The organism is Gemmobacter sp. 24YEA27 (assembly GCF_030052995.1).
Classification (GTDB): domain Bacteria; phylum Pseudomonadota; class Alphaproteobacteria; order Rhodobacterales; family Rhodobacteraceae; genus Pseudogemmobacter.
Window position 1 is genome coordinate 1,863,595 of the sequence record NZ_JASJPW010000001.1, and the last position, 15,378, is coordinate 1,878,972.

A 15,378-nucleotide genomic window follows, 5' to 3' on the forward strand; every position below is an offset into this window, starting at 1 on the left:
TGAAGGAAATGTGTCACAGCAGTATCGAATCGCCCGATGATCCCAATGCTGCAGGTGCGAAATGCTCGATTCGCACCCTGTGGCAGAAGGATCGCCCAGCAAGACGGGAACCGGCAGTCAGGACGTCCTGACCCGCAAGGCCCGCCAGCCAGCACAGGGTGCAGAGGCGAGACGTGAGCGACAAACCAGTGACCGCCAGAGCCGAAGGCGGTGAGCGGCGTGAACGCGACATAAGGCTGGATTTTTTCCGCGGCCTCGCGATGATCGTCATCCTCATCGCCCATATTACCGATAACCCCTGGACCCTCTGGATGCCGGGCCGGTTCGGATTCTCGGATTCCACCGAGATCTTCGTGTTCTGCTCGGGCATGGCTTCGGCGCTGGCTTATGGCGTGATTTTTCACCGCGCCGGCTGGCTGATCGGTACAGGGCGCATCTTTTACCGCATCTGGCAGGTCTATTGGGTGCATATCGGCGTCTTCCTTGTCGCCGTTTTCGCGATGCTGTCCCTGAATATGTCGGGGATCTTCCCTCGCGACGAGGTCGGTTCGCTGAACCTCTATCCCTTCCTGAAAAACACCGCGTCGAACTTCTTCGGGCTGATGACGCTGACCTATGTGCCGAATTATTTCGACATTCTGCCGATGTATATGGTGCTGCTGGCCCTGGTTCCGGTGATGATCGCGCTGGCCAAGATCGATCCGCGCCTCGCGCTGGCGGCCTCGGTCGTGCTTTGGCTTTGCGGCACCACAGGCAGCCTCTGGCTGCCGGCGGAATGGTGGTTCGTGAACAATTCGACCCGGCCCTGGTTCTTCAACCCCTTCGCCTGGCAGCTGGTCTTTTTTACCGGCTTTGCACTGATGTCGGGCTGGATCCCGGCGCCCCCCCTGCGGCGTGAGCTGGTGGTCCTGGCGCTGGCCATCGTGATCCTGACCGTGCCCTTCGCCTGGCATGTGGTGATCGGCAAATCGACGATCCTGCAGGACTGGCGCAATGAATGGCGCCTGCTTTACGACAAGACCGGCTTTGGCCTGCTGCGCTATGTGCATTTCCTTGCGCTGGCCTATCTCGCCTGGGCGCTGGCGGGCGAAAAGGGCGCAAGGCTGCGCGGTCTCTCCGCCGACTGGCCGCGCGTTGTTGGCATGGTCACCGATATCGGGCGGCAATCGCTGGCGGTTTTTGCCGTGTCGATGGTGCTGGCGCGGGTGCTGGGCGCCTTCCTCAAGCTTTTCGGACCGGGCGTGATCGTGACCCCGGCCATCAATTTGACCGGCCTTCTGCTGATCTGGCTGACGGCGCGTATCGCCGCCTGGTTCAAGGGGCAGGGCTGGAGACGTCATATGAGCGCTGGCGCAGCACCGGATCCGGTGCCAGCCCAGGCGCCACACATACATGAGACCGGCAGCGTTGTGCCGTCCCAGGGAGCCAAGGCATGACCAGGACCGTTTCCGATTTCCTCACCTCGGCCGCGCTGAACCGGCGCGGCGCGCTTGGCCTCGTGCTGGCCATGGCGGCGGCCGGCGTCTTGCCGCGGGCAGGGCGGGCCGAAGAGCTGCCTGAGGGCGGGATCGTCACCCCTGAAGGCGTGAAACTCGGCGCGGCCGAGCCCTTTGCCGATGGCATGGTCGAGGCGCTGGCCCGCGCCATGGCCGAACAGCCCTATGCGCCCCCGACCGAGATTTCGCCGGAATGGAAGGGCCTGACCTATGACCAGATCCGTGAGATCTGGTTCGATGGCAAACATGCGCTTTACGGTGCGACCGAAAGCCCGGTCCGGGCCGAAATGTTCGTGGCGGGCCTCTATCAGCATTTCCCGGTCGAGATTTTCGCCGTCGCCCGGGGCGAGGCGCGCGCGATCCTGTTCGATTACGATCTCTTTGTCCGCACCGACCGTTTCCCCGAACTGCCCGAGACCGGCACCGGTTTTTCGGGTTTCCGCCTGACGGGCGAGATCGAGACCAGGGGCACCTTCCAGGAATATGCCGTCTTTCAGGGCGCGACCTATTTCCGCGCGGTGGCCAAAGGTCAGCAATACGGGCTTTCGGCACGCGGTTTCGCGCTGAACACCGCAGCGCCGGATCAACCCGAAGAATTTCCGCAGTTCCGCCGCTTCTGGATCGAAGAGGGCAAGCTGCATGACGAAGAGGCGGTGGTCTGGGCGCTGATGGACAGCCCGTCTTTGACCGGAGCTTACCGTTTCGCGATCCGCAAGGGCGATGTGACCACGATGGATATCGAAGCCGTCGTTTTCCCGCGCGTCACGCTGACGGCGACGGGTCTGGCGGCGGGGACGTCGATGTTCCTGTTCAATGATATGAACCGGATCGCCTTTGATGATTTCCGCGAAGGCGTGCATGACAGCGACGGTTTGCTGGTCGCGACCGGCTCGGGCGATCTGCTGTGGCGCCCGCTCAACAACCCGAAATCGGTCGAAACATCCTGGTTCAGCGATGAGAACCCGCGCGGGTTTGGCCTGATGCAGCGCGCGCGCGATCCGGGCAGTTATAACGACTTTGCCGCGCATTATGAGCGCCGTCCCTCCTTGTGGGTCGAACCCAAAGGCGACTGGGGCAAGGGCTCGGTGGTGCTGGTCGAGATCCCGGCGGATAAGGAAATCTATGACAATATCGTCGCCTTCTGGCGCCCCGAGGCGCCGATGGAGGCCGGATCGGAAAACCGCTTCGCCTATCGCCTTTACTGGGCCGATGGCGCGCCGCCGGTCGATGGTGAAAAGGCCCGCGTGATTGCGTCCCGTCAGGGAGACCGGGTCTTTGAGGCGGGCCGTATGTTCGCGATTGATTATGAGGCGCATCCGGCGCTCGGCTCTGATCCGGGCGCGCTGGAGGCGCGGGTCACGGCCTCGGCCGGAGACGTGACCGGCACGCTGATCCACAGGAATGATGCGACCGGTGGAATGCGGGTCGATGTGACGCTGATCCTGCCGGAGGACCGACCGGTGGAGCTGCGGGTAGAGCTGTGGCGCGGTGGCGTGACCATGGTTGGTGAAGTCTGGCTTTATCGTTGGGTGGCCTGAACATGTCTCGTGCCTTTCGTCCGCAATATGGCTTCCGCCCGGTCACGCTGCCGGCGCCTCTGTCGATGCCTGACCAGCTGCTCGACCGGCCCGCGCATGACCCGGCCGCGCGGGCAGGCGGGCCGATCCGCAGCCATTCGCGGCTGGCCCGCGCCGCCGTGCTGCTGGTGCCGCCGCCCTTTGCGATCGGCTTTGGCTATATGACCGGCACGGTGCTGGCGGCGGATGGCATCTTTACGCCGGCCGATCTGCTGCTGGCGGCTTTGTCGGGCTTTGCGGTGTTCTGGATGGCGATGTCGGTCGTGTCGTCTTTCTTTGGCCTGTTCTGGCGCGCGCCGGCCAAGGCCAATGCGGCGGCCCCCGGCCTTCGGATCGCGATCCTTTTGCCGATGTATGGCGAGGATCCCGAAGCGACGCTGGCGCCGTCGGTGGCGCTTCTCGACAGCCTGCGGGCGCCGGGCCACGCGCATCGCTTTTCGCTTCATGTTCTGTCGGATACCCGCAACGGTCGGGCGGCGCTGGACGAGGCGGCTATGGTTGCGAAACTGACCGCGAGCCGTCCGGATCTGGCGATCACCTATCGCCACCGGCTGAAGAATACCGATTATAAACAAGGGAATGTGCGGGACTGGATCACCCGTCAGGGCGCGGCCTATGATGCAGCGCTGATCCTTGATGCGGATTCGGTGATGGGGCGCGAGACGGTGCTGACGCTGGCGGACACGCTGGTCGCCGATCCCGGCTGCGCGCTGGCGCAGACCCTGCCGATCACCGGCGCGGGCGAAAGCCGCTGGCAGCGTATGCAGAGCTTCGCGAGCCGGGTTTACGGCGGCCCGCATGGTCGTGGCTTTGCGATCTGGACAGGGTCTGACGGCAATTTCCTCGGCCATAATGCGATGGTGCGGATGAAGGCTTTTGCCACCAATTGCGGCTTGCCGCATCTTCCGGGCCCGCGCCCGATGGGGGGCGTGATCCAGAGCCATGACTTTGTCGAAGCGGCTTTGTTGCGCCGGGCCGGCTGGGGCGTACGGATCATCCCCGAAGCCGCTGACAGCCATGAAGAGGCGCCGTCGAACCTGCTGGCCCATATCAAGCGGGATGCGCGCTGGTGCCAGGGCAATCTGCAACATATGCGGCTGTTGAAAGTGCCAGGGCTGCACTGGGTCTCGCGGCTGCATTTCCTCTCGGGCGCGATGGCCTATATCGGTTCGGTGCTGCTTTTGGTGATGCTGGTGCTCTGGGCAATGGCTGATCAGGGGCGGACGGGGCAGACAACGGACCGGCTGGAGATCTGGCTGGCAGGCACGGTGATCTTCCTGCTGTTTGCGCCGCGGGCCTTTGGGGTGCTGGATTACCTGCGCCGGGTGGGCGTGGCGAAGGGGCGGCGGCTTGGCTTCGTGAAGCTCTTGCTGATCGAGACGGTGGTGGCGGTGCTGTCGGCACCGGTGATGATGCTGCATCATGCAAAGATCATCTTCCGGGCGCTGACCGGGGCCGATACCGGCTGGCCGCAGCATATGTCGGGGCGGATCCCCCTGAAGGCGCTGCTGAAGTTCCATGCCGGCGAGACCGGGCTTGGGGTGCTGCTGAGCGGGATGATCGCGCTTGGCATCCTGAGCGTCTGGTTCCTGCCGGTGGCGGCCGGGCTTTTGCTGGCGGTGCCGGTTTCGGCCTGGGTCTCGGAACCGGCGGGGGACCTGGCAGTGGTGCCGCTCGTGCCGGAGCGCTGAGGCTTGCAGCCTGAAGGGGAATTCAGGCTGAGGCAGAGCTGTTTCTGAGGCAAAGCAAAAGGGCGACCCGACCGGGTCGCCCTTTTGCTTTATGGCGGGCCGGGAAGGGGGCTCTGCCCCCGTCTGCGCCTGTGGCGCAGACTCCCCCGGGATATTTTGAGACAGATGAAAGGGCGGGTTGCGCCCCAGATCCTGAGGTCAGACCAGGCGGCCGCTGTCTTTCGCGGCGCGGACGAAATCGGCAAAGAGCGGGTGCGGCGAGAAGGGTTTCGACTTCAGCTCCGGGTGGAACTGGACTCCGATGAACCAGGGATGTCCCTTGATCTCGACGATTTCCGGGAGTTTGCCATCGGGCGACATGCCCGAGAAGGTCAGGCCGCAGGCTTCAAGCTGCTCGCGATATTGGATATCGACCTCGTAGCGGTGGCGGTGGCGTTCCTCGATCACGGTGCCGCCATAGACTTCGGCGACGCGCGAGCCTTCTTTCAGCTGTGCGGTATAGGCTCCCAGACGCATGGTGCCGCCTTTGTCATCCGAGGCCTTGCGGCGGACCTTGTGATTGCCCTGCACCCATTCTTTCAGGTGATAGACCACCGGGACGAAGCGATTCCCGCCCGCCTCATGGTCAAATTCTTCCGAGCCGGCGCCTTCGATCCCAGCAAGGTGGCGCGCGGATTCGATCACCGCCATCTGCATCCCAAGGCAGATGCCGAGATAGGGCACGCCCTTTTCGCGGGCGAATTGCGCGGCGCGGATCTTGCCTTCGGTGCCGCGTTCGCCAAATCCGCCGGGGACGAGGATGGCGTCATAGCCATCGAGCCAGGCAGCAGGATCTTCTTTCTCGAACAGGGTCGAGTCGATCCATTCGGCCCGCACCCGCACCCGGTTCGCCATGCCGCCATGGGTCAGCGCCTCGGCGATCGACTTATAGGCATCTTCGAGCTGGGTATATTTGCCGACCACCGCGACGCGGACCTCGCCCTCGGCATGGTCGAGCCGGTCCATCACATCTTCCCACCGTTCAAGATTGGGGCGCGGCGCCGGCGAGATGTCGAAGCAGTCGAGCACAGCCTGATCGAGGCCGGCGCGGTGATAGGCCAGCGGCGCCTCATAGATTGATTTCAGATCATAGGCGGGGACCACATGTTCCTGACGCACATTGCAAAAGAGCGCGATCTTTTCCCGCTCGCGGTCCGGGATCGGATGTTCCGATCGGCAGACCAGCACATCTGGCGCGAGGCCGATCGATTGCAATTCCTTGACGGAATGCTGGGTCGGTTTGGTCTTCAGCTCTCCGCTCGCCGCCAGATAGGGCAGGAGGGTGAGATGCATCAGGATGCATTCGCCGCGCGGGCGTTCATGGATGAACTGGCGGATGGCCTCGAAGAAGGGGAGGCCCTCGATATCTCCGACCGTGCCGCCGATCTCGCACAGCATAAAATCGACCTCATCCTCGCCGATGCGGAGGAAATCTTTGATCTCATTCGTTACATGCGGGATGACCTGGATCGTCTTGCCGAGGTAATCGCCGCGACGTTCCTTTTCGAGCACGTTGGAATAGATCCGCCCCGAAGAGATCGAATCCGTCATCCGCGCCGAGACGCCGGTGAAGCGCTCATAATGGCCGAGGTCGAGATCGGTCTCGGCACCGTCATCGGTCACGAAGACCTCGCCATGTTCAAAGGGCGACATCGTGCCGGGATCGACATTCAGATAGGGGTCAAGCTTGCGCAGGCGCACCGTATAGCCCCGGGCCTGCAACAGCGCGCCCAGAGCCGCAGACGCGAGACCTTTCCCGAGTGACGATACAACGCCACCGGTGATGAAGACATAACGCGCCATTGGGGACTCCCGTAGTTCTGGAAACAGGCGATTCGGACAGGTGGAATCGCATCACCACGGGAGTCGGCAAATAGCCTGATGCGCGTCAGAACGCAACCGCCTGCCGCAAGATCATGTTTGCGGCAGGCGAAACCCGTCAATGGATTGTAGATCAGTTGGCCGGTTGGGCCGGTGTGGTTTCGGGGGCCGCTTCAGGCGCCGCTTCGGCCGGAGCGGTCTCCGCAGGGGCAGGCGCGGAAGGTGCAGGCGCGGCAGGAGGAGCGGCGGGATCCGCAGCAGCAGGCGGTGCTGCCGGATCGGTGCTGCCCGAGGCCGGAGGCGGCATCATGCCCGAGATGTCCGGATTGCTGCTGTTGGTCTGCGCGGCCGGGGGCATCAGCCCGTCAACCACCGAGCCGGTGCTTGCCCCGCGCGTGGCCAGCACGGTCAGCGCCAGCGAGGTCACGATGAAAGCGCCCGCAAGGATCCAGGTCACGCGGGTAAGGGCATTGGGCTTGGCGCGCGCCTGCATATTGCCACCGCCGGACAGCAGGGCGGAGCCTTCGCTCTTCTGGACCAGCACCACTCCGATCAGCAGCAAGGCAAGGATCAGGTGGATCGTAAGGACAAAGGTTTCCATCGGGCAGAGGCTCCATCAGCGGATGCGGCTATCTATTCACAAGATCGCGCCTGCGCAAGGGCAAGGCGGTCTTGCTTGTGGCAAAGGCTTCGGGAAGCGGGGGGAGCCTGTGGTCCTGACCTCGTCAGGGCGGCAGTCGCCGGGGGGCGGCCTGATCGCGCGGCGGCCCCGGCGTATGCCGGACCTTACCCGGTGCAGGGCAGGGTCGAGGCGCGCGGCGCCCGCCCCGCGCCCGCCCCGCGCCCGCGTCGTCATATCGCGTATTGCTATCCGGAGGTCTTTGCGGGCGGTCTTTGCTGTGAAAACGCGCTGCGCGCTGTCGCTTTCAGCATGGCAGCGACCGGCGGGGCAGGATAGCCAGACACATGACCCAGGCCCTTTCCCCCTCTCGCCCGACCGGCGCCCAGGCCGCCTCGGCCGGCGCCCGCGCCACCGACCGCATCCTGCCCGGCATCATTCTGATGCTGGCCTTTTGCACGCTCGCGCCGTTGCTGGATGTCTCGTCTAAGCTTGCGGCCGAGGCGGGCGTGCCGGTCGGCTGGATCACGGCGGCGCGGTTCATCGTCCAGGGGCTGATGATGGCGCCGGTGATCCTCTTGATGGGGATCTCGCCTGCGCTGAACCTGCGTGCGCTTGGCCTTGTGTTCCTGCGCGCTTTCCTCCTGGTCTTTTCGACCTTTTCCTTTGTCTCGGGGCTGACGGTGATGCCGATTGCCGATGCCCTTGCCGTCGCTTTTCTTGAACCCTTTATCCTGCTGCTCCTCGGCAGCTGGATCTTTGGCGACGAGGTCGGGCCGCGCCGGATCGCCGCCTGTATCGTCGGCTTTGCGGGGTCGCTTCTGATCATCCAGCCCTCGATCACCGTTTTCGGGCTGATGGCGCTCTGGCCGCTCGGGACGGCCTTTGGTTTCGCGCTCTATATGCTGGTCACGCGCGGCATGTCGTCTTTCATGCATCCGGTTGCGATGCAGTTCCACACCAGCTGGGCGGGGGTGGTGCTCTGCCTGCCGGTTCTCGCGGTGCTGTGGAACGGCCCCCTGCCACAATTCGCCTTTGTCATGCCCGAGGGGATTACATGGCTCTGGCTGATCGGTGTCGGCTTCTGGGCCTGCATCAGCCATATGTGCATGACCATGGCGCTGAGCTTTGCGCCCTCGGCCACGCTTGGGCCGCTGCATTACTTCGAGATCGTGATCGCGGTGATTCTGGGCTACCTCGTTTTCCACGATCTGCCAAATGCGCTGAGTTTCGCAGGCATCGCCATCATCATCGCCTCGGGCCTCTATCTTGTGCATCGTGAGCGGGTGGCGATCCGCGAGCGGGTGCGTCAGACCGCCGCCGCCGGATAAAGCGCCCGGATCACCTTACGCAGACGACGGCGCGGCAGGATCGCCACCATGCCCGGCTGATCCAGCCTGAGCACCACATCCGCAACTGAGGCACGGTTCGAGGTGGCGATAAAGCCGTCGGGCTGAAAGACATGGCCATCCAGCGGCCATTCCAGCCCCTCGCTTCTGCCCGTCACACGCGCGAAGGGGAACAGGGACACCCGGTCTCCGGCCTTCAGCCGCAGCCGTGTCTCGCCCGGGGGCAGCGCAAAGGCCACATCCTGCGGGCCAAGCACCAGGCAGGGGCGCTCGGGATGGCGCACGAGGCTGTTGAGGACGGCAAGCCCGTGATCCATCCTCGCCCCGGTAAAGCCCAGCCCGAGGATGAAAGGCGCCGCAATCCGCCGCAGCGCCTTGTCGAAATCGGTGCTGTCCTGTTCCGCAATCCGGTGCAGCCGGTCGGACGGGATCTGCGCCAGTGCTGCGGGCGAGATCGAATCAAGGTCGCCGATCACCGCCTCGGGGGCGATCCCTGCCGCAATCAGCCGGTCGGCGCCGCCATCTGCCGCAATTGCGACCGGCGCCAGCCGCAGCGCCAGTGCGAGGTCGCGCGCCGGCACCGGGCCGCCGCCCACCAGCGTAATCCCAGCGGAGAAGTGAAGGTTCGGGCATTGATCAAGAGGCAATTTCATGCGGATACTGTTCGAATTAAGGCAAAACCCGGGGCGGGCGAACACAATCAATCCTTCAAATTACCCCGGTCTGTCCATGGATTCGCACAAAGCGCCAGCAATGTTTCCGTGATGGAAAGTATGAGGTCCGCGTCGATGAATGATGCCAGCAAGATCCTGACTGTCTCTTATGGGACCTTTAGCTGCACGCTCGAGGGCTTTGATGAGCCCTTTACCACGATGCGGGCGATTGCCGAATATTTCCGCGATCTCGCCGCCGAGGATCGTTATTTCGGTGCAGAACCGCCGCAGCCCGATGCCGCCATGCTGCACCGGATAGCCGAACGCGAGATCCAGCGCCGGGTCGAGGCGAAGATCACCGATAACAGAGTGGTGCTGCGCGCCGGCGACCAGGACGAGGCCGTTCCCGCCGGGGATGCGTCTGCACCGCTGACGGCTGCGCCTGTTGCTGCCGCGACGGTTGTGCAGGCCCCGGTCGCCCCGGAAGAAAAGAACCTCCCGGCTGCGGTGCTTAGGCCGGTGGCGGAAGAGGTTATTGAAGGGGTTACAGAAGTGGCTCCGGCTGAGGCACCCGCGCCCGCCACGGCTGGGGACCGCACGGCTGGCGACCGTAAGGTTGCGCGCGACTCCGTGATGCGCGCCACGCCCGAGAACCACGCATTGACGGCAGAAGATCCGGCACAGGTTGCACCGGCCCAGGCGGCGAAAACGCGGCGTGACGATCCGGTGGGCAATGCTGCGCCTGCGCTTCGTGATACGGTCCCGGAAGGGGTGGCCGCAAAACTCGCCCGTCTGCGCCGCGCAATCGAGCCGGCCTCGCGCATTGAAGAAGCTTCGGCGGCACCACTGGCAGCTGCGGCGGCGGCTTTTGCCGATATCGCTGAAGACCCTGATCTGGCAGAGCCCGACCTGGTTGCGCCCGACCTGGAGGAAGCTGCCGCGTTTGTGCCAGGCATGGGTAAGCCGGAATTTGGCAAAGATGAGGAATTCGAGCCTGAACTGGGCGATCAATCGGACGACGCCATTCTCGCGGCGGTCGATGAAGACCTGCGCGCAGCCTTTACCGAGGTAAGCGATGCGGCCGAAACGGCGGTGGCGCCTGAAGCGGGCGAGGTCGGCCTGGCCATGTCGGCTGAGTCACTGGGTGAAAGCGCTGAGGACGATCTTGCGCAGGCTCCTGCATCCCCGCCGCGCGCGGAGGGCACCAGTGCTGCCGCTCTGGCCGAGCTGCGGGAACTGGCGGCCGAACTCACCAGCGCACCCGCCGCAGGGCAAAGCGAGGCTGCTCACACCGCCTCCGCTGTGGCAGAAGAGGCTGTGGCGGAAACCGCTGCGGATGATGTCGACATCGGCAGCCTGATCGCCAGCCTCTCGCGTGAAGCATCGCCCGAAGAGGCCGCCTCGGCCGCTGCGGCAGAGGCGCAGGCGGAAGCTGATGCGGGAGAGGCCGCGCAGAAAGCAAAGGCGAAAGCCGCCGGGATCCCGGACGATGCCTTTGCCGATGACCCTGAATATGATGAAAACGAGGCGGCCTGGGAGGCCGTGCTGGAAGAAACCCCGCCAGGGGGTGGTGCAGCAATGTCTGCGGCTACGGCGGAGGATCTTTCGTCCGCGGAGCTGATTGCCGGGCTGGACCAGGATCTGCGCGCCGAACTGGCACAAATCGAAAGCGAGCTTGGCACGCCCCCTGGTGACGTCGTGGCTGACCGCGGTTTTGAAAGCGATCTCGCGGCAGCGCTGATGGCGGATGCACCGGCTGCGGCGCGTGATCTTGCGGACAGGGGGGAAGAGGCAAAAGCACCTGTTGGCGCTGATACCGCCTTGCGCGCGGAAACGCTGGAAGACCCGGAAGAGGCTGCGCGCAGCGCCGCGCGCGACGCATCGGCCCGCGATGACGCCGAGGATGCGGATCACAAGTGGCGCGATGCGGCAGAAAGCCGGGCCGTGGCCGATGATCTCCCGGCACAGTCAGCTGGTGACGTCACCCGGGACAGAGAGGTTGCCCGTTCCAAATCGGATCAACCGGTGGCGGCGGAGACCTCTGATGCGCCCACAGGCCTGGATATGAAAGCCCGCCCCGGCGCCGGTCTGCCCGAAGATGGCGCCGCAAGCCCCGCGCCGGAGGCGCCGCCGCTTGAACCGGCCGCCGCTGCCCGGCTGGAGCGCGCCCGTGCCCGGGTGATCCGGATCCGCCGTGTCGATGCTGTTGTTGCAAGCCCCGAGGCAGCAGCCCCCGGCACCGAAGCCGTCGCCGCAGAGGTGACAGGTCCGGTTGAATCCCCCGCTCCGGCCCCGGAAACGGTTCCGGCACGATCGGACGAAGATCTCGCCCGGCTGATGAAACAGGCCGATGACGAAATGGCCGGGCCGGAAAACAAGCGCCGCATCGCCTCGATTCAGCATCTGAAGGCGGCTGTGGCGGCTGCCATCGCGGATCGCCGCGCCGGCGTGACGCCGGCGGATCCCGGCAAGCGCGAAGGCGCCTACCGCGACGACCTCGCGCAGTCGGTGACCCAGTCGATCACGCCGCCCATGCCGCATGCGCCGCGCCCTGTGCGTCCGGTCCGTCCGGTGCGGCCGATGCGCGAAAGCGGTGAGGCCACCCCGGCCACGGTCGCAGCTGCGGGCATGGAACAGGAGCCCGGGACTGTCGCCCAGTCGCAGCCACAGACATCGCCCGCCGCCGCCCGCCCGGCGCCGCTGGTGCTGGTCTCGGAGCAGCGGATTGACCAGTCGAAGCGCAGTGATCTGCGCGAAACCGGCCCGCGCCCGCATCTGGTGCATGGCTCTGCCGCAGTGGCGACGCCGCTTGGCAGTTTTGAGGCAGAGCTGGATGAGGCCGCAGCGGCGCCCGGGATCGCAGAGGAAATCCAGGAGACTGCAAGCCGTCCGGACGCCGATACCGCAGCTTTCGCGCTGAATGATCTGGCCGATGACAGCGCTGATCTGGCCGCAGAAGACAGCGCAGAAGATGATGACATCGCCGATGACGGCAATATCTTTGCGACCAACGGCGCATTCGCGGCCTTTACCGAAGAGGTTGGCGCCCGCAGCTTGCCCGATCTGATGGAAGCTGCCGCCGCCTGGGCCGCCTGTGTCGACAAGCGTGAACATTTCACCCGTCCCTATCTCATGAGCCGGGTCATTGCGGGCGAACTGGGGGAGATCTTCACCCGCGAGGAAGGTTTGCGCGCCTTTGGGACCCTCCTGCGCGAGGGCCGTCTGGTGAAGCTGCGCCGTGGTCAGTTTGCCATCGCTGAAACCTCTGCGATCCTCGCCGAAGCGCGCCGCAGTCTCGGCTGACCGCATCCGGGCCTGAACCCGGTACTGGGGCCGATCCTGTTCTGTGGCCACTGCAATCAGATGAAAGGCCGGTGCCGCAGGGTGCCGGCCTTTGTCTTTTTGGCCGCCCTTCGGCGCTGATTTCCTGAAAATCCCAGCATTCCGCGGCTGGTTCCGCCCGTATTTTCTGCAATCAGAGCGGGAGTGGCGTTTCTTCTCCTGGGAATTAATTTCCTGAGATTAAAATTAAGCTTCCCGAATCGGACCTGAGGCCGCATCGTCCGGCTGGTATTTCGCAGCCCCGGCCTGGCGTCCTGAACGTCCGGCTGGTTCGGGCGTCGGGCAGTCTTGGGTGTCGGGGAGGTCCAGGGTCGTGATTTCGGCGAATTCCTCTGCTCCGGTCTTTGGGCCGGTGGCTGCCCACTCAGCCTTTTTCAACAGCGTGCAGCGGCTTTTTGCGCCCCGGGTCTTTCGGTCCCGAGCTGCGCCGGACGGCACGCGACACTTCCGGCGGCACGGGAATAACCCGGGCCGGAAAAAGGGTGGCCCCTGAGCGCCACCTTCCAAAAGGGCACCGCAAAATAAAAGCCGCGGGCCCATCAACTCTGACCAACAGGAGGGGGATTTGAGCATGAATGATGCGGGAACGGGGCGTGAGGAGAACACGCTTCATCGGGTGATTGGCTGGCCTGCGGCCTTTTGGGTGGCCGCGGGCGTCCCCGCGCTGGTCTTGTTTTCGATTGGCGGGATCGCGGCGACTGTCGGCACGCCGAGCTGGGTGATCTGGATCATCTCGGTCGCTTTCGGCTTTATCCAGGCGCATACCTATGCCGAGATCGCGGGGCTTTTCCCGTCGAAAAGCGGCGGCGCCTCGGTCTACGGGGCTTCGGCCTGGGTGCGTTATTCCAAGGTGATCGCGCCTTTGTCGGTCTGGTGCAACTGGCTGGCCTGGACGCCGGTCCTGGCGATCGGATCAGGTCTGGCGGCGGGCTATATGCTGAACGCCTTTGCCCCTGCCGATTCGGCGCTGCTGTCCTGGCAGATCACGCTAGCGGATCTGGGCTTCCTGAAAGAGGGCATCACGCTGAGGATCAACGCCACCTTCTTCATCGGGGCGGCGGTGCTGCTGGTGGTGTTTGCGATCCAGCATCGCGGTATCCTTTCAACCGCGCGGATCCAGACAATTTTCGGCATTGCTGTGATCGTGCCGTTGCTGGTGGTGGGTCTCGTGCCGCTGCTGTCGGGCAATGTCCATTCCGAGAACCTCTTCCCGCTGGTGCCGATGGCGACCGATGAGGCCGGGAATGTGGTCGACGGGATCTGGGACCGCCACGGCATCACGCTGTTCCTCGGTGGCCTCTTTATCGCGGCCTGGTCGACCTATGCGTTCGAGACGTCGATCTGCTACACCTCCGAATTCCGCCGTCCGGAGCATGACACCGTGCGGGCGATCCTTTATTCGGGCCTGCTTTGCGTGGTGATCTTCACGCTCGTGCCGCTGGCCTTCCAGGGCTATCTGGGGGTTGACGGTATCCTGCAGCCGGGCATTGTCGATGGCACGGCGGTTGCCGGCGTCATGGGCGAGATGGTTGGAGGCGGTGCATTCATCACCAAGCTGATGGTGGTATTGCTGATCCTTGCGACCATGCTGGCGATCATGACCTCGATGGCGGGCTCGTCGCGCACACTCTACCAGGGCTCGGTTGATGGCTGGCTGCCGAAATACCTGTCCCGCGTCAATGAACACGGGGCACCGGTCACGGCCATGTGGACGGATCTTGGCTTCAACCTGATCCTGCTGATGATGTCGGATTACCTGTTCGTGCTGGCGGTTTCCAACTGCTGCTACCTGATCTTCAACTTCCTCAACCTCAATTCCGGCTGGATCCACCGCATCGACAATGCGGATGTGCCGCGCCCCTGGCGCTGCCCGACGATCCTGATGGCGGCAGGTGTGGCGCTCAGCTTCGTCAATATGGTGCTGCTTGGCGCCGGGGCGAACGTCTGGGGGGCAGGGACGCTGATGTCGGGCATCGTGGCGGCGGCTTTGATCATCCCGGTCTTTGCCTGGCGCCATTATGTCACCGACAAGGGCAAATTCCCCGACCGGATGCTCGAAGATCTTGGCGTCTCGTCGCGCGATCTGCTGGTGAAGAAGGCCGGCATCCTGCCCTATCTGGTGCTGGCGGCCGGTGTCGCGGTGGCAGCGGCCTCGAATATGTATTTCACCCTCTGATCCAGGGGCAAAAATGAAGAAGGCGCGCAGGGGAGGTCCCTTGCGCGCCTTTTTGCATGAGCTGAGGATCGTATCAGAACGCATCCATCAGAAGGAAGGTCCCCTCCTGCCGGCGCAGCGCGTCAATCTGCGGCACCAGACGGCGGAAATGCTCGGTCTCGCAATGCAGATCAAGAGCGGCACGATCCGGCCAGGTCTCGACAAAGATGAAATGGCCTGGATCTTTCTGATTGGTGAACAGATCATAGCTGATGCAAAGGGCTTCGGCCTGGCTCAGCCGCACCAGTTCCTCATACAGCGGACGCACTTCGGCAAGCGCCTCGGGGCGGATGAAATCCTGCGCGATGACTTTCAGCATGTCACGGCTCTTTCGGCGCCCCGGGGTCGGGCTGGCCGATCCCGAGGAAGATCCTGCGCAAAGGCAACGCCCAGGCAAGGCCGAGGCCGATAAAGATCGCCGCTTCGATGAACAGAGGCATCCGCTCGCCGGGCTCAGACCACCAGGTGTCATTCGCCAGCCCGATCAGCACCAGCGTGACAAAGCAATAGACCGGCACCCCGATCACAAGGATCAGGAGCGCCAGATTTTTGCGTTTGCGGTAGCTGAGCGCCATC

11 protein-coding genes are annotated in these 15,378 nt (G+C 64.2%); 6 read left to right on the forward strand and 5 right to left on the reverse strand.

Annotated features, from left to right (window positions below; all coding sequences use genetic code 11):
* The first annotated feature begins 173 nt into the window (after window positions 1-173).
* Genes QNO18_RS09255 through mdoH form a run of 3 tightly spaced genes read left to right on the forward strand, consistent with a single transcriptional unit; the run spans window position 174 to window position 4,764 of the window.
* Entirely contained in the window at window positions 174-1,436 is a 1,263-nt protein-coding gene (locus QNO18_RS09255) for an OpgC domain-containing protein (RefSeq protein ID WP_283177433.1), read from the forward strand.
* On the forward strand, window positions 1,433-3,034 hold the full coding sequence (locus QNO18_RS09260; protein WP_283177434.1) for a glucan biosynthesis protein: 1,602 nt from the start codon (window positions 1,433-1,435) through the stop codon (window positions 3,032-3,034). The genes QNO18_RS09255 and QNO18_RS09260 overlap by 4 nt, the downstream gene beginning before the upstream one ends.
* A 2-nt stretch (window positions 3,035-3,036) precedes the next feature.
* Window positions 3,037-4,764, forward strand: a complete 1,728-nt coding sequence (gene mdoH, locus QNO18_RS09265; protein ID WP_283177435.1) for a glucans biosynthesis glucosyltransferase MdoH — start codon at window positions 3,037-3,039, stop codon at window positions 4,762-4,764.
* A gap of 198 nt (window positions 4,765-4,962) precedes the next feature.
* Here mdoH and QNO18_RS09270 read toward each other — a convergent pair whose 3' ends face one another.
* Window positions 4,963-6,606 (reverse strand): CTP synthase, encoded by a 1,644-nt coding sequence (locus QNO18_RS09270; protein ID WP_283177436.1) that lies wholly within the window; start codon window positions 6,604-6,606, stop codon window positions 4,963-4,965.
* A 151-nt stretch (window positions 6,607-6,757) separates the two neighbouring features.
* A complete protein-coding gene (gene secG, locus QNO18_RS09275; protein WP_283177437.1) occupies window positions 6,758-7,225 on the reverse strand; it encodes a preprotein translocase subunit SecG in 468 nt (155 codons plus the stop codon).
* A gap of 365 nt (window positions 7,226-7,590) precedes the next feature.
* On the opposite strand from secG, the gene QNO18_RS09280 reads away from it, so the two are divergent.
* Entirely contained in the window at window positions 7,591-8,574 is a 984-nt protein-coding gene (locus QNO18_RS09280; protein ID WP_283177438.1) for a DMT family transporter, read from the forward strand.
* Here the strand turns inward: QNO18_RS09280 and QNO18_RS09285 are convergent.
* Window positions 8,553-9,245, reverse strand: a complete 693-nt coding sequence (locus QNO18_RS09285; protein ID WP_283177439.1) for a thiamine diphosphokinase — start codon at window positions 9,243-9,245, stop codon at window positions 8,553-8,555. The two genes, QNO18_RS09280 and QNO18_RS09285, sit on opposite strands and share 22 nt — an antisense overlap.
* A gap of 135 nt (window positions 9,246-9,380) precedes the next feature.
* Between QNO18_RS09285 and QNO18_RS09290 the strand changes: the two genes are divergently transcribed.
* Window positions 9,381-12,548 carry a hypothetical protein gene (locus tag QNO18_RS09290; protein WP_283177440.1) on the forward strand — a complete coding sequence of 1,056 codons (3,168 nt, stop codon included), beginning with the start codon at window positions 9,381-9,383 and terminating at the stop codon, window positions 12,546-12,548.
* A gap of 610 nt (window positions 12,549-13,158) precedes the next feature.
* Entirely contained in the window at window positions 13,159-14,763 is a 1,605-nt protein-coding gene (locus QNO18_RS09295) for an APC family permease (RefSeq protein WP_283178770.1), read from the forward strand.
* A gap of 73 nt (window positions 14,764-14,836) precedes the next feature.
* Here QNO18_RS09295 and QNO18_RS09300 read toward each other — a convergent pair whose 3' ends face one another.
* Together QNO18_RS09300 and QNO18_RS09305 are read right to left on the reverse strand one after the other, a co-directional pair.
* Window positions 14,837-15,121 (reverse strand): putative quinol monooxygenase, encoded by a 285-nt coding sequence (locus tag QNO18_RS09300; protein WP_092896387.1) that lies wholly within the window; start codon window positions 15,119-15,121, stop codon window positions 14,837-14,839.
* A gap of 1 nt (window position 15,122) precedes the next feature.
* A complete protein-coding gene (locus QNO18_RS09305; protein WP_283177441.1) occupies window positions 15,123-15,377 on the reverse strand; it encodes a DUF2842 domain-containing protein in 255 nt (84 codons plus the stop codon).
* Window position 15,378: the final 1 nt, after the last annotated feature.

Bases quoted from the DNA above. Each gene is read 5' to 3' on its own strand.
- QNO18_RS09260 (WP_283177434.1), top strand. From the start codon at position 1,433: ATGACCAGGACCGTTTCCGATTTCCTCACCTCGGCCGCGCTGAACCGG.
- mdoH (WP_283177435.1), top strand. From the start codon at position 3,037: ATGTCTCGTGCCTTTCGTCCGCAATATGGCTTCCGCCCGGTCACGCTG.
- QNO18_RS09270 (WP_283177436.1), bottom strand. From the start codon at position 6,606: ATGGCGCGTTATGTCTTCATCACCGGTGGCGTTGTATCGTCACTCGGG.
- secG (WP_283177437.1), bottom strand. From the start codon at position 7,225: ATGGAAACCTTTGTCCTTACGATCCACCTGATCCTTGCCTTGCTGCTG.
- QNO18_RS09280 (WP_283177438.1), top strand. From the start codon at position 7,591: ATGACCCAGGCCCTTTCCCCCTCTCGCCCGACCGGCGCCCAGGCCGCC.
- QNO18_RS09285 (WP_283177439.1), bottom strand. From the start codon at position 9,245: ATGAAATTGCCTCTTGATCAATGCCCGAACCTTCACTTCTCCGCTGGG.
- QNO18_RS09290 (WP_283177440.1), top strand. From the start codon at position 9,381: ATGAATGATGCCAGCAAGATCCTGACTGTCTCTTATGGGACCTTTAGC.
- QNO18_RS09295 (WP_283178770.1), top strand. From the start codon at position 13,159: ATGAATGATGCGGGAACGGGGCGTGAGGAGAACACGCTTCATCGGGTG.
- QNO18_RS09300 (WP_092896387.1), bottom strand. From the start codon at position 15,121: ATGCTGAAAGTCATCGCGCAGGATTTCATCCGCCCCGAGGCGCTTGCC.
- QNO18_RS09305 (WP_283177441.1), bottom strand. From the start codon at position 15,377: ATGGCGCTCAGCTACCGCAAACGCAAAAATCTGGCGCTCCTGATCCTT.